The organism is Flavobacteriales bacterium (genome assembly GCA_016716605.1).
In the GTDB taxonomy this organism is placed as follows: Bacteria; Bacteroidota; Bacteroidia; order Flavobacteriales_F; family PHOS-HE28; genus PHOS-HE28.
Genome location: JADJWA010000001.1, coordinates 466,036 through 480,148, shown reverse-complemented (window position 1 = coordinate 480,148; position 14,113 = coordinate 466,036). Strand labels below are relative to the sequence as shown.

14 protein-coding genes are annotated in these 14,113 nt (G+C 62.9%); 8 read left to right on the top strand and 6 right to left on the bottom strand.

The features are described 5' to 3' along the window. The first annotated feature begins 28 nt into the window (after positions 1-28). Together rpsB and IPM12_01930 are read left to right on the top strand one after the other, a co-directional pair. On the top strand, positions 29-853 hold the full coding sequence (gene rpsB / locus IPM12_01935) for a 30S ribosomal protein S2 (GenBank protein MBK9146561.1): 825 nt from the start codon (positions 29-31) through the stop codon (positions 851-853). 103 nt (positions 854-956) lie between these two features. Then, the gene (locus IPM12_01930) at positions 957-1,787 is read left to right on the top strand and encodes an elongation factor Ts (GenBank protein MBK9146560.1); all 831 of its coding nucleotides are present in this window, start codon (positions 957-959) and stop codon (positions 1,785-1,787) included. A 165-nt stretch (positions 1,788-1,952) separates the two neighbouring features. Here IPM12_01930 and ruvB read toward each other — a convergent pair whose 3' ends face one another. Beyond that, complete coding sequence (ruvB, locus tag IPM12_01925; GenBank protein MBK9146559.1) at positions 1,953-2,978, bottom strand: Holliday junction branch migration DNA helicase RuvB; 1,026 nt, start codon at positions 2,976-2,978, stop codon at positions 1,953-1,955. Positions 2,979-2,998: 20 nt separating this feature from the next. After that, a complete protein-coding gene (locus tag IPM12_01920) occupies positions 2,999-3,628 on the bottom strand; it encodes a hypothetical protein (GenBank protein MBK9146558.1) in 630 nt (209 codons plus the stop codon). Positions 3,629-3,695: 67 nt separating this feature from the next. Between IPM12_01920 and rsgA the strand changes: the two genes are divergently transcribed. The 3 genes from rsgA to IPM12_01905 are packed head-to-tail and all read left to right on the top strand — an operon-like array spanning position 3,696 to position 6,035. Next, on the top strand, positions 3,696-4,712 hold the full coding sequence (gene rsgA / locus IPM12_01915) for a ribosome small subunit-dependent GTPase A (protein ID MBK9146557.1): 1,017 nt from the start codon (positions 3,696-3,698) through the stop codon (positions 4,710-4,712). 14 nt (positions 4,713-4,726) lie between these two features. Then, on the top strand, positions 4,727-5,581 hold the full coding sequence (locus IPM12_01910; GenBank protein MBK9146556.1) for a 5'-nucleotidase, lipoprotein e(P4) family: 855 nt from the start codon (positions 4,727-4,729) through the stop codon (positions 5,579-5,581). A 1-nt stretch (position 5,582) separates the two neighbouring features. After that, positions 5,583-6,035, top strand: a complete 453-nt coding sequence (locus tag IPM12_01905) for a D-tyrosyl-tRNA(Tyr) deacylase (GenBank protein MBK9146555.1) — start codon at positions 5,583-5,585, stop codon at positions 6,033-6,035. A 3-nt stretch (positions 6,036-6,038) separates the two neighbouring features. Here the strand turns inward: IPM12_01905 and IPM12_01900 are convergent, their stop codons facing one another. Both IPM12_01900 and IPM12_01895 read right to left on the bottom strand, forming a co-directional pair. Next, complete coding sequence (locus IPM12_01900; protein MBK9146554.1) at positions 6,039-8,303, bottom strand: hypothetical protein; 2,265 nt, start codon at positions 8,301-8,303, stop codon at positions 6,039-6,041. Beyond that, the gene (locus tag IPM12_01895; GenBank protein MBK9146553.1) at positions 8,300-8,701 is read right to left on the bottom strand and encodes a hypothetical protein; all 402 of its coding nucleotides are present in this window, start codon (positions 8,699-8,701) and stop codon (positions 8,300-8,302) included. The genes IPM12_01900 and IPM12_01895 overlap by 4 nt, the downstream gene beginning before the upstream one ends. Between IPM12_01895 and IPM12_01890 the strand changes: the two genes are divergently transcribed. Together IPM12_01890 and IPM12_01885 are read left to right on the top strand one after the other, a co-directional pair. Next, the gene (locus tag IPM12_01890; GenBank protein MBK9146552.1) at positions 8,700-9,065 is read left to right on the top strand and encodes a nucleotide pyrophosphohydrolase; all 366 of its coding nucleotides are present in this window, start codon (positions 8,700-8,702) and stop codon (positions 9,063-9,065) included. The two genes, IPM12_01895 and IPM12_01890, sit on opposite strands and share 2 nt — an antisense overlap. A 63-nt stretch (positions 9,066-9,128) precedes the next feature. Further along, the gene (locus IPM12_01885) at positions 9,129-10,793 is read left to right on the top strand and encodes a hypothetical protein (GenBank protein ID MBK9146551.1); all 1,665 of its coding nucleotides are present in this window, start codon (positions 9,129-9,131) and stop codon (positions 10,791-10,793) included. Here IPM12_01885 and IPM12_01880 read toward each other — a convergent pair whose 3' ends face one another. Both IPM12_01880 and IPM12_01875 read right to left on the bottom strand, forming a co-directional pair. Next, positions 10,794-12,086 (bottom strand): 3-deoxy-D-manno-octulosonic acid transferase, encoded by a 1,293-nt coding sequence (locus tag IPM12_01880; GenBank protein ID MBK9146550.1) that lies wholly within the window; start codon positions 12,084-12,086, stop codon positions 10,794-10,796. Next, entirely contained in the window at positions 12,087-12,836 is a 750-nt protein-coding gene (locus IPM12_01875) for a hypothetical protein (GenBank protein MBK9146549.1), read from the bottom strand. Positions 12,837-12,979: 143 nt separating this feature from the next. On the opposite strand from IPM12_01875, the gene IPM12_01870 reads away from it, so the two are divergent. After that, positions 12,980-14,107 (top strand): DegT/DnrJ/EryC1/StrS family aminotransferase, encoded by a 1,128-nt coding sequence (locus tag IPM12_01870; GenBank protein MBK9146548.1) that lies wholly within the window; start codon positions 12,980-12,982, stop codon positions 14,105-14,107. Positions 14,108-14,113: the final 6 nt, after the last annotated feature.

Here is a 14,113-nt window from a genome sequence, read left to right as displayed (position 1 = left end):
AAGTGAAACCAAACAACAGGACAAGGACATGGCACGTGTAGAATTCGAGCGCCTGCTGGAGGCCGGCGCGCATTTCGGCCACCTGCGCCGGAAGTGGAACCCCAACATGGCCCCGTACATCTTCGGGGAGAAGAAGGGCATCCACATCATCGACCTCAACAAGACCAGCGCGAAGCTGGAGGAGGCCGCGAATGCGATGAAGAGCATCGCCCGCAGCGGTAAGAAGGTGCTCTTCGTGGCCACCAAGAAGCAGGCGAAGGACATCGTGGCTGACAAGGTGAAGCCCACCGGCATGCCTTTCGTGACGGAGCGGTGGAGCGGCGGCATGCTCACCAACTTCGCCACCATCCGGCGCACGATCAAGAAGATGGCCACCATCGATCGCATGAAGACCGATGGCACCTTCGAGAACATGAGCAAGCGCGAGCGCCTGCAGGTGATGCGCCAGCGCGAGAAGATGGAGAAGAACCTCGGCAGCGTGGTGGACCTCACCCGCCTGCCCAGCGCGCTGTTCATCGTCGATATCGTGAAGGAGCATATCGCCGTGGCCGAGGCCCGCAAGCTGAGCATCCCCACCTTCGCCATCGTGGACACCAACAGCGACCCAACGCTGGTGGACTTCCCGATCCCGGCCAACGACGACGCCACCAAGAGCATCGAGCTCATCACCGAGGTGATGATCCAGGCCATCAACGAGGGCATCGAGGAGCGCAAGAACGATAAGTCCGCTGTGGACGAGGGCGCAGAGGAGGACGGTGAGGGCGCCGAGAGCGGTGCCGCTGCTCCGGAACCAGCTGCAGCGGAAGAAGCCGCCCCAGCTGCTGAATCCGGGACCGACGCAACCGTCTCTTGAACCCTGGGGCAGGGAATTCCCGGCCGATACCAACCCAAACGGCCGCCGTTTAGGCCCTACCGGGATTACACCCCATCCTGACAAACAACCAACAATGAGCACCATGGCTATCACTGCCACCGACGTGAACAAGCTGCGCCAGATCACCGGCGCGGGCATGATGGATTGCAAGCAGGCCCTCACTGAGGCCAATGGCGATTTCGACGCAGCCATCGACATCCTGCGGAAGAAGGGCCAGAAAGTGGCCGCCAAACGCGCCGACCGCGACGCTACCGAAGGTCAGGTGATCGGCCTCACCAGTGCCGATGGCAAACGCGGCGTGCTGGTGTGCACCAATTGCGAGACCGATTTCGTGGCCAAGAACGCCGACTTCGCCGCAATGGCCAACCGAATCGCCAGCATCGCACTGGAGAAAGCCGCGGACAGCGTGGATGCGCTGAAGGCGATGGCGTACGACAGCAATGGCATGACCATCGCCGAGAAGCTCGTGGAGCAGACCGGGGTGATTGGCGAGAAGATCGAGGTGAGCGCCTGCCACCTGCTCTCCGCCGAGTTCGTATTCGCTTACAACCACCCGGGCAACAAGGTGGGCAGCCTCGTGGGCCTGAGCAAAGCCGGCTTCGAAGGCGTTGCGAAGGATGTGGCCATGCAAGTGGCGGCCATGGGTCCCATCGCACTCGACAAGGACAGCACCCCGCAGAGCGTGATCGACAAGGAGATCGAGATCGGCAAAGAGCTCGCGATCCAGGAAGGCAAGCCCGCCGACATGGCCGAGAAGATCGCCATGGGGCGCCTGAACAAGTTCTTCAAGGAGAGCACCCTGCTCGCACAGGAGTTCATCAAGGACAACAAGCTCAACGTGGAGCAGTACGTGAAGAGCGCCGACAAGGACCTCAAGGTCACCGGCTTCAAGCGGCACTCGCTCACGGTTTAGGCCTGCTGCTACTGGGTGGGAAGAAAGTCTTGGCGATTTCGCGCCGTGGCGCTTCTCGCTGCTCCGTGTTTGCATTTCGGGCTTGCTGCTGCGCCTAGTGGCTGCTTGCCATCGATCATGCTTCGGTGGCGAGCAACCCGATTAGCCCGCCTGCGGCCGGAGTGGTCACTCGAATAAGCTCCCCGGCTTCACGCTGGGCGCCCGGCCCAGGTGCTTGTACGCCCGCTCGGTGGCCTGCCTACCGCGCGGCGTGCGCTGCAGATAGCCTTCCATGATCAGGAACGGCTCGTATACCTCCTCGATGGTGCCCGCCTCTTCTCCCACGGCTGTGGCCACGGTATTCAAGCCCACCGGGCCACCGCTGAACTTGTCGATGATGGCGCCGAGGATGCGGTTGTCCATCTCATCGAGGCCGTGCGCATCAACACTCAGCGCTTTAAGCGCGTGCTGCGCGATGGCCAGGTCGATGGTGCCATCGCCTTGGATCTGGGCGAAGTCGCGTACGCGGCGCAGCAGCGCGTTGGCGATGCGCGGCGTGCCCCGGCTGCGGCGCGCGATCTCATCGGCGGCCTCGGGGATGATGGGCACGTGGAGCAGCCCTGCGCTGCGCTTCACGATCCCCCTCAAGGTGGCGCTGTCGTAGTAATCGAGGCGGCTGTTGATGCCGAAGCGTGCCCGCAGCGGCGCGGTGAGCAGGCCGCTCCGCGTGGTGGCGCCCACGAGCGTGAACGGGTTGAGCGCGATCTGCACCGTGCGCGCGTTCGGGCCAGCATCGATCACCAGGTCGATGCGGTAATCCTCCATGGCGCTGTACAGGTACTCCTCGATCACCGGCGTGAGCCGGTGGATCTCGTCGATGAAAAGCACATCGTGCGGTTCCAGGTTGGTGAGCAGCCCGGCGAGGTCGGCAGGCTTGTCGAGCACCGGCCCGCTGGTGATGCGGATGCCCACGCCCATCTCTTGTGCAATGATGTTGGCGAGCGTCGTCTTGCCCAGGCCAGGCGGACCATGCAGCAGCACATGGTCCAACGCTTCGCCGCGCTGCTTGGCCGCTTGCACGAATACCTTCAGGTTGTCGGTCACGGCCCTCTGCCCAGCGAATTCCTCGAAGCGGCGCGGTCGCAGCACTTGCTCCAGCTCCTTGTCGGAGGCGGAGCGCTGCTCGTTGCGGACATCGAACCCGTCACTCATGGCGCCGAAGGTAGCGGTGCTCATTCCTGCGCGCCACGCACATCGCGCCACATGTCGCCAAGGAAGACGCGCAGGCCGAATAGGTACACCGGTGCGGTGAGCCGTTCGCCCAGGTCATCGCCGGTCTGGATCACCAGCCGGAAGCCCCAGCCCGCACCAAGGGCGAAGTAGCGCAGGAAACGATACTGGATGGTCATGGCCGGCTCGTACAGGATCAGCCCTGACCGGGCGATGGTGCGGCGCTTCCCCTCGGCATCTCGATAGCTCAGCGAGCCGGCGCCGAAGCCAAGCTGCACGGGAATGCGGGCTTCCCAATGGCCGCGCCGAAAAAAGGCGTAGTCCGCATAGGGAGCCACGTAGCCCATGCGCAGCAATCCGCTTTCCGTGCGCCCATCCACCTGCGCATCGCGTGCCTCGGAGGGGAAGAGCATGGAGTAGCCAAGGCCGTATTGGAATCTCTTCGCATGGTCAACTCCGACTTTAAACCCTAGGAAGCGCACGCTCCGGTTGCTGATGAAGCCTCCGCGCACATCGAGCCGTGCCACGATCCGCCCGGGTTCTTGCAGGAAATGGCCGACGCTGTCGAGTAATTGCCCCTGCGCGCTATGTGAAGCGAGGAGCAGGAGGAACAGCAGATTACGCGTGGACATGGAGCCGCCCAAAGGTGCGCCAACCGCGAAGTCCTCGCCGCCCCGTGCCCCAGCCTTTCTTTGCACGATGCCTTCTGGATTGGTCCTTCGAAGCACCGGCAGCCGCTATCTCGTGCGCGCCGATGATGGCAGCCGTCATGAGTGCGTTGCGCGCGGACAGTTGCGCATCAAAGAGTGGAAGAGCACCAATCCCGTGGCGGTGGGCGATCGCGTCACCTTCGAGCCACAGCGCGATCCTGAGCATCCGGGCAGCATCATCGACCTGCACGACCGGCGCAACTACCTCGTGCGCCGTAGCGTGAACCTGAGCCATCACAAGCATGTGATTGCCGCAAACCTCGACCAAGCGCTGCTCATGGTGGCGGTGGCCAGGCCGCGCACGAGCTTCGGTTTCATCGATCGCTTCCTCGTCACCGCGGAGACCTATGAGGTGCCCACTGTCATCGTGTTCAACAAGGTGGACGACTTGCAGGGTGAGGAGGAGCTCGACCTACTCGCCGAGTACCAAGAGGTTTATGAAGGTGTCGGGTACCGCACCATCATCACATCGGCCGTCGATGGCACGGGCATCGATGAGGTGAAGGGGCTGCTCGCCGGCAAAGTCACGCTCATCAGCGGGCACAGTGGAGTGGGCAAGAGCACCTTGATCAACGCCATCGACCCCAGTCTCGACCTCTTCACCCTCGAGGTGAGCGCGGCCAGCGGCAAGGGCGTGCATACCACCACGTATGCGGAGATGTTCGAGCTGCATAGTGGAGGTTGGGCTGGCGCTCTTGGCCAAAGCTCCTTGGATGGTCACGGTGAGCCACTTGCCACAGTCCCTCAACCCGCCTTCATTATCGATACGCCCGGCATCAAGGGCTTCGGCCTGGTTGATCTGGAAGAGCACCACATCGGAGATCAATTCCCCGAGATGTTCAAGCGCAAGGGCGACTGCCGCTTCAATGATTGCATGCACAGGGAGGAGCCGGGCTGCGCGGTGCGGAAAGCGGTTGAAGAAGGGGCCATCGCACCCAGCCGCTATCGTAGCTACCTTGACATGCTCGAAGGCGTGGATGATGAGAGCGCCTATCGCCAGGACTGAACAACGCTTTTGCCATGAATGCATCCTTGAACCCTTGGCTCTTGCTGTCGGCAGCCGTTCCGTTATCTGCGCTGATGGCCTGCTCCGGCCAGAAGCCTGTTGCGTCAGGCGTGGATCATGAAGCCTTGCTCGCGCAGCAGGGAACCGATGCCGTCCTCTGGCAGCATGCTTCGGCCGAGGCGCATTGGCTATATCTCCAAGGCTATGAGTTCGCGACGAGCAGATTGGAGGCAAGGCTCGAGGCCATTGATCATGAGAAGCAGATGGTGGACAGCAGGGAATGGGACAAGCGCCCCTTGGCTGTCATCGTTGATATCGACGAGACCGTGCTCGACAATAGTCCTTATCAGGTGAGCGCGATCAAGCATGATCGGACCTTCGATCAATCCGCGTGGCGCGAGTGGACGGATAAAGCCGCCGCCAAAGCGAGCCCGGGAGCACTCAGGTTCTTGCAGTTCGCGAAGTCAGCCGGATGCGAGGTCTTCTACATCACCAACCGCGACATCCGCGAGAAGGCCAGTACGCTGAAGAACCTGAGCGATCTGGGCTTCCCTGATGCGGATGAGAAGCATCTGCTGCTCATGGAGGGCACCAGTGACAAGAGCGAGCGCCGGGAGCGGTTACGCGCCACCCATCAGGTGCTGCTGCTCGTTGGCGATCAGCTGCGCGATTTCGATGAGCGATTCAAGGACCGCAGCGTGAACAACGGATTGGATCAGCTGAAGGATCTGCACGACAGCCTCTCGCAGTACTTCATCCTGATGCCAAACCCCATGTACGGCACCTGGCGCGACGCCATCCACGGCAGGGGCACCGATGCTGAGAAGCATGCGCGGATGAAGGCATGGTTCGAGCAGAACGGCTATTGAGATGCGCGCCGTGATCCAACGCGTGAGCGGCGCGAGCGTGCGCATCGATGGGCGCGAGCATGCCCGGATCGCCGCAGGCTTGCTCGTGCTGCTCGGGATCGAGGCCGGCGATTCAGAGGCGGACCTGGAATGGCTGTGCGGCAAGGTCATCCGGATGCGGCTCTTCCCGGATGCCGATGGCGTAATGAACTTCGACATCACCCAGGCGCACGGCGAGTTGCTCGTGGTGAGCCAGTTCACCCTGCACGCCAGCACGGCCAAAGGCAATCGGCCGAGCTACATCCGTGCGGCGCGGCCTGATGAAGCAATGTCGCTGTACCTGCGTGCCAAACAGCGCCTGGCTGAAATGCTGGGCCGACGCGTGCAGAGCGGTGAGTTCGGCGCCATGATGGAAGTGGGCCTCATGAATGACGGGCCGGTGACCATCATCATCGATAGCAGGTTGAAGGAATAGCGCTCAGCGTTCAATCGCCACGCGGACCGCGGTTGAGTGATCTCCGGCGATTCGGAGCTGGTACACGCCAGGGGGCGCACCGAGCGGGTCGACCATGGCCCGATCGGGATCCCCGCGCACCAAGGAAATGGGCACTTCGCGCCCCATGGCATCGAAGAGCTGAACAAGGTGGTCAGCGCTGACTCCGGTAACAGCGAAAGGCCCGGTAGCTGGATTCGGTGACACACGGGCGCTCGGGCTGAAACGCACCGACCTCACCTGCGACAGGGTCTCGCTGCCATCGAGGTCAAGCATGCGTAAGCGGTAATACGAATTACCCAGGATCGGCGCCCGGTCCTCCAGCTTGTATAGGATCGGACTGTTCGATGTGCCCGCTGCGGGCATGGTCGATAGCTCGCTCCAAGCTTCGCCGTCGCTTGAGCGCTCAACGATGAAGCGCGAGGAGTTCGATTCATTCGCTGTTACCCATTCGAGTGCCACGGTGTTGGCTTGCGCGTGCGCATCGAAGAGCAGCATCTCTACCGGCAGCGTCGAGCAGCTCACAACGGCTGTCCCGCCGAACTGCAAGGGAACGTTGGTGGTCACTGAGCTCCAGTTGCTGAAGCAGATGAGCCATTGCGTCTGTGATGCCACGTTCAGGGGCGGCTCGAAGTTCGAGGGGTCGCCACCGGCGGGCGGTGGAGCGGCGAGTCCGGTGCCGCCGAAGGACACACCATTCCAATTGCAGCGCACAGGTGCCACCTGATTGGCCGCCACTTGCGTGCATGTGCCGATCCCATAAGGGTACATGATCCAATCATAGAAGCCGGATTGCGTGCCTAGTCCTCCGAAGGTGAACGTGAGCGAACCGCCCGTGAGCACATTCACCACCATCCAGGTGCTGTTGAGCTCGCCCGCGCGCAAGCAGCCCCAATTGTCGCTTCCCCAAGGGCTGGGAACTCCATCAACGAGGTAATCGGGATTCCCGAGCGATCCGAGTGGCGGTATCTCGTAGGTGTTCCCATACCCATTGGGGTCGATCTGGAAGTTGATGTTGGTGCAAATGTTCACCGCCTGGTTGCAATCACTGGCCACCGTCGGAGGGGGGACATTCGAGGTGGTGATGCTGAAGGTTCCCGGGCACGGGCTCGGAGGAGAAGGCCAAGTGTCGAACAAGATCCAGTACTGCACGCCAGCCGTGAGGGTCAACGTGAGCGATTGGCTGGCGGCGCTGCCGCTCACCGAACCTTGGCACAAACCGCCAGCGGTCGGGCAATTCGCGCTGAACACCCAGATGCTGCTCCAGGATTGACCGGTATAGTTGATCACGTAGCTGCCCGTGGTGGTTGGCGTCACGGTATACAGCGCTTCATTGCCGCCGAGGTAGAGCGTGCTGGCCGTTCCGCAGAAACTGGTCATGTTGGCAGCGGTGATCAGGTTCGATCCGTGGCAGGCCACCGGCTGTCCGGTAACCGGCAGGCTCGGGATGTTCACGGCAGTGCAGGAGCCGGGCGGCGGAGTCCCCGTGCATGAAGTGCAGGTGATGGTCGTGGTGCAGCAATTGGTCGCGGTGCCGCACGCGGCGCTGGTATTGTAATGGATGTAGTATGTGCCGGCCACAGTGGCCGTGAAGGTGAGAGCCGAGCTGCCTTGGGAGATTACCGGCCCGTTGAAAAGGCCCTGCCGCACGGTGATATAGCCGCCGCATGAGTTCGAGACGGTATAAGTGGCGCCAGCCGCCACCCCGGTGATCGTGTTGTACTCGGTTTGGTAGGTGCAGGTGCTGATCGTCACCGGCGTGTTGTTGGTTGGAGCGGCAACGGTGCCGAACGCCACCGAATTGAGGCAACCGCTGGCGCCTCCTCCGCACGAGGTGCAGGTGATGGTCGTGGTGCAGCAGCTGGTAGCCGTACCGCACGCGGCGTTGGTGTTGAAATGCAGGTAATAGGTCCCGCTCACGGGTGCGGTGAAGGTGACCGGTGAATTCCCATTGGCCACAACGGTCCCATTGTAGGTATTGCGGCGCACGGTGATGTAGCCGCCGCAGGAGCTCGTGACCGTGTATGTGGAGCCTGCCAGGATGCCATTGACCGTGTTGTATTCCGTTTGGAACGTGCAGGTGCTGATCGTGAGCGGTGTGCTGTTCGTTGGGGCGGTCACCGTGCCGAACGCAGTGAGGTTGGTGCATTGCCCGAAGGACCACGAGGCCGCTTGCACGCTGAACGCAACAAGCATGGCACCGAAACGGATCCGGCGCGCATGAATGCTATGCAGCCTGTGCTGCCTCATCGGTCAATTGGAGCCGGGTCGCCGCAATCATCGGCGTTCACATGGCGGAATGGGGTTTCGCGAACGGCGTTGCGGCCGTAGCAGCGGATCTGCACGCCCAATGGCGCGAGCAACGCATTGATCTGGTTCTTGTTGATCGTGGCATTCTCGGCCACATGCAGCATCATGTTGCGCGTGCGGAGGTCGAAGCGCGCCATCAGCACATCAGGTTGCTGCTCCAGGAGCAGGCTCGCCGTCCGGGCGTGCTGGGCATCCTGCAATCCATCAACCGCGGCCTGAACAAGGTCCTGCGCTGCGGAGCGGCCGGCTGGCCCAAGCAGCAGCAGCCCGAAGGCAAGGAGCCGCAGCGCCGGATTCACGGCAAGCCACACACCTTTGTTGAAAAATCGGCCGGTCATGGAAAGCGAAGCTAGGGTTTCCGAGTTAAGAAGCAAGCCCCCTGTAAGATGGCTGGCGGCTGAGGTGGATGCTTGGATCGCTGCCCACGGGGTGCGCTACTTCAGCCCGCTTACCAACATGGCCATGCTCGCCGAAGAGGTGGGGGAGGTGGCCCGCATCATGGCCCGCCGGTACGGTGAGCAAAGCGAGAAGGAGAGCGACCAGGGCAAGGACCTCGGGGAGGAGCTGGCCGATGTGCTCTTCGTGGTGCTCTGTTTGGCCAATCAGACGGGAACGGACCTGCAAGCAGCCTGGGAGCGGCGCATGCAGGCAAAGGCCGAACGAGATGCCGGGCGCCACGGATCCAATCCGAAGCTCCGCTGATCCGTGGCACGGTGCTCGCCGAAGGCGGCGCCCTACTTTCACGCCCCACGCAAAAGACCAATGATGAATCGATCCTTGACCGGCCTGCTCATGGCCGCGCTGATGCTGCCGGCCGCGGCGATCGCCCAGACCAAGCCCGAAGACAAGGTGAAGGTGCGCGTGCGCCTGGCACCGGAGAAGAAGCCGGCCGTGGTGATGACCCCCTACGCCATTTTCCGCAGCAGCCCTACGGCCGTGATGGTGATGCAGAGCCCGGAATTCGATGCGCGGAGCCATGTCAAGAAGGGCCCCAGCATCGACGTGTACGATTATGAGAAGCTCATCCATGAGCGCAGCATGGAACCGGCCATGAAGCGCATGGGCCAGGAGCAGCTCTTCCTCGATGACCTCGTGTGGTACAATGGCAAGCCGATGATGATCGCGCGCAACCGCCGCGACGAGGATGTGTCGCTCTTCTACCAGCACCTCGACCCGCACCTCACCAAGCCGCCTCCCTCCTTCGACCCCATCTGTTCCTTCCCCGTGCAGGCCAAGGTGTTCAGCACCACCGTCGTGAAGCCCGGCACCCTCACGCGCGATCGATTCCGCACGGCGGTGGCGCGCGATTCGAGCCACATGGTCATCTACGGCCCGCACATGGTCGATCCAGATGGCAACGCCTTCCGCCTGCTCGTAGCCGTTGACCGGCAGATGAATGCCATCTGGCAGCATGTGCTGCGCATCGATTCCAAGGCCGAGCGCACCGAGGTGGTCGATGCTGCGATCGATGCGAAGGGCACGGGCTACCTGCTCCTGCGCAGCCGGGCCAAGGGAAGGCCGTACGCTGGCGGCAGCTTCACCTACGAGACCACGCTCTATCAGTTCAACAAGGACGACATCGCGCCCATGCCGCTCTCCCTTCCTGAAGGAGCGGTGCCTACCGGTGGCATCCTTCGCGACTTCGGACAGGGCATCGTGTGGGCGGGCATCTATGCCACCAGCGGTGAAGGCAGCGGCAAGCTCGAGGGCAATTTCATCGCCACGATGGAGCCTGATAGCACCGGTAACCTGCCCGCGCGCTGGCTGCCCTTCACCGGCGAGCCGCTCAGCGACGAGGAGATATCCGAGCGCAACGAAGCGAGCGAAGTGGCGGAGGACGATGATGATGAGGAAGGGAAGAAGAAGAAGTCGGAGAAGCGCCTCGATTGGGTCACCGACGTGGTTGACCTGCTCGAGCGCGGCGATGGCGGCTGGTACATCGTGAATGAAGTGGGCTTCACGGTATCGCGCATCGACGGCGAGACGCGCCGCGCGCGCCGCACATATTATCACGGCCCGGTGCTGGCCCGCAGCCTCGACAAGGAGTGGAACCAGCAATGGAGCACGCTGTACCGGCGCTGGGCCATCACCGGCAGCGCGGTCACCGGCAGGCTCCTGGCCACAGTGTTCGACAAGCAGCTCTACCTCTTCCTCATCGACAGCGATGAATTGGCGGAGCAGCGCAAGCTCAAGGAGCGCATCAGCCCGAAGGATCCCGGCAAGCCCAATTCCGTCTATGCCTACTTCGACGACAAGGGGGGCTTCCGCACCAAGGCCATCCTCAAAGGCGATGTCGCCCGGGACTTCATCGGCGGCTGGGACCTGGTGCGCACCGGCAAGGACCAGTACGTGGCCTTCGGCGCCGACGCCATGGGTGTCGCGCGCTACCTGCCCGTGCGCATCGACCTCACCAAGGATGTGAGGAAGTGATCAGCGCGGCTGCGCATTGATGCCCGCCAGGATGCGCGCTGTCGCGCCCACGCGCTCGCGAACGTAACCGAGCGCCGCGAGCGATGCGGCCTCGCGGGCGTTGCGATCGCGCAGCAGGCCTTCCAGCAGCTCGCGCAATCCACCCGCGTCGCGCACCTCGAAGCCGCCGCCCGCATCGATCAATCCGCGCGCCTCGGTGAATTTGCGGTGCCTGGGCCCGAAGATCACCGGCCTCCCCCAAGCCGCAGCCTCGAGGATGCTGTGGATGCCATCGCCGAAGCCGCCGCCCACATAAGCGATGTCGGCATGCTGGTACAGACGTGCCAGGATCCCCATGCGATCGACCAGCAGCGTGCGCGCGAAGAGCGGGTCCTCATCCGGTGGCGCGGTGAGCGGAAGATCCGCCGAAGCACCATGGAGCAGCGAATCCAGCTCGCTCCATCGCACCACGGGTGGCTGCATGCGCTGCTCAATGCTGTCCAAGGCCGAAGGCGAGGGCTCATGCGGCACGATCAGCAGCCGCGGTGCCTTGGGCATGGCGCGCAGCGCATCGGCGATCATTGCCTCATCGGCCGGCCAGGTGCTGCCGGCGATCAGCACCGGCGCATCCATGGCGCGGTGGTAGGCTTGCCCAATGGGCAGCCGGGCGCCCTCGCGCGCGATCGCATCCACCCGATCGAAGCGCGTATCACCGCTGACGGTGACGTTGCCGATCCCAATGCGGTCGAGCAAGGCCCGCGAGCGATCATCCTGTACGAATAGGCGGGTGAAGCAGCGCAGCATGCTGCGCTGCGCTCCGCCGTACCAACGGAAGAAGGCCTGCTCAGGCCGGAAGATCCCGGAGATCAAAAAAGCGGGGATCGATCTTGCCTGCAAGCCCTTGAGCCAGCTTGGCCAGAACTCGTACTTCACCCAGAGCACCACGCTCGGCTTCACCGATGCGATGAACCGTTCCGCATTCTGGCGGCCATCCGCCGGGAGGTATTCCACAAGCGTGGCCCATGGCAGATCCTTCCGGGCCTCATAGCCGCTCGGGCTGAAAAAGGTGATCAGCACAGGTGCGCCGGGCCGTTCGCGCCTCAAGGCCTCCAGCACCGGCAGGCCCTGCTCGAATTCGCCCACGCTGGCGCAGTGCATCCAGATGCAGCCCTGCAGGGCATCGCGCTTCTCAGAAAGGCGGTCCCAGAGGCCCTTGCGGCCAGTGACCCAAGCCTTCGCCTTCGGCGAGAAGGGCGCCGCCGCGCGGATCGCGAGATGGTAGAGCACGGCGCCGAGGCGGAGGAGCGTGGCCATTCAGTACCGGAACTTCTCGTCGGGCTTGCGGTGGATCGGCAGGCTCAGCCCGGCGCGGATCCCGGTGAGCAGGTCGAAGCGATCGCCGCTGTTGTACCGCTCCGTATCGAAATTGAATGCCCGCAACGGCTGCGTGAACCCAGCCATGACCTCCAGGCCAATGTGGTAGTTCACGAATCGGCGCTTGCCATAGTGCTGGTAGCCCGCGTAGCTGAGCACCGCTGGGCCTGCTGTCAGGCGGTCGTAGCCTTCGAGGTATTCGCCTTCGAGCTGCGGCACCACGTTCTTCTGCGTCTGCACGCGCACCTTGTGGCGCATATAGCCCCCGCCCATCTTCAGCACCAGCCCGCTGTTAGGGTTGGGGCCGATCACGGGGATCAGTCTCCCTGCAACGCCGAAAAGCGCCCATCCGCGTTGCAGCAGGAACACATCGGCCATGATGCCATCCTGATCCACCACCTGCCCGGCGCTGTTGATCAGGTTGCGCAGCATGCCAGGCTCAATCACCTTGTTGCCGAAGAGGAAACCGGCCTCCACGCCGAGGAGCCATTGCTTCTCGCCTTTGCGCCAGATGCCGACCCCCAGGTTGCTGTTATCGCGGAAGCGCAGTGCCAGATCGCCGCCTGGCCATTGGTGCGCGTAGCCCACCTGCACGCTCACCAACGGGATCGGCTCCTTCTGGATGCTCTTCAGCTCCTGCGCACAGGCCGCCACCGGGACGAGCAGGAAAGGGAGCAGGTTGATGCGCATTCGGACGTGCTGATGGCAGCGCGGCGAAAGTAGCGCGGGGCGCGGGCGGGGGCGCGTCCGCGCGGCACAGGGTGCGCAGCAGCCACGTTCTATCTTCGGCGCCGCTTTCACCGAATCCATTGCGCATGCAGACCTCGACCCCGATGAAGCCCATCCAGATGGTGGACCTGGTGAGCCAGTACCACGCCATCAAGGATGAGGTGGATGCAGCCATGATCCGCGTGATGGAGAGCGCGATCTTCATCAATGGTCCTGATGTGAAGGACCTGGAGAGGGAGCTATCCGCCTACCTCAGCGTGAAGCACAGCATCGGCTGCGCCAACGGCACCGATGCCCTGCAGATCGCCATGATGGCGCTGGGCCTGCAGCCCGGTGATGAGGTGATAACGGCCTCCTTCACCTTCGTGGCCACCGTGGAGGTGATCGGCCTGCTGGGACTCACGCCCGTGTTCGCCGATGTGCAACCGGGAACCTTCAACATCGACCCTGACGACATCAAGCGCAAGATCACACCGAGGACGAAGGCCATTGTGCCCGTGCACCTTTTTGGGCAAAGCGCCGACATGGAGCCGATCATGGCCATCGCCCAGGAGCACGGCCTCTTCGTGATCGAGGACAATTGCCAAACGATCGGCAGCGACTACACCTTCTCCGACGGAACGAGGAAGAAGGCCGGCACCATCGGCCACATCGGCACCACCAGCTTCTTCCCCAGCAAGAACCTGGGCTGCTACGGCGATGGCGGGGCCATCTTCACCAACGACGATGAGCTGGCGAAGAGGATCCGACGCGTGTGCAATCATGGCAGCGATGTGCGCTACTACCACGAAGTGGTGGGCGTGAACAGCCGCTTGGACAGCATGCAGGCCGCCGTCTTGAGGATCAAGCTGCGTCGGCTGGATGCCTATGCAGCGGCGCGCAACCGCGCGGCCTCCGCATACGATGCAGCGTTCTCGAGCATCCCCGGACTCAGCATCCCCGAGCGGAGCAAGAGCAGTTCCCATGTGTTCCACCAATACACGCTGAAGGTGGCTGGTGGTAAGCGGGACGCGCTGAAGGAACACCTCGAGAAGCACAGCGTGCCGGCCATGATCTACTACCCTGTACCCTGCCACCTGCAGAACGCGTACAAGACCGCCCGCTTCGCGGAAGGATCATTGCCCGTGACCGAATCCATCACCCACGAAGTGCTCTCACTGCCTATGAGCACCGAGCTCGACGAGCAGCAACTGGCGCACATCACTTCCTCCGTAAGGAGCTTCTTCAACTAACACCAA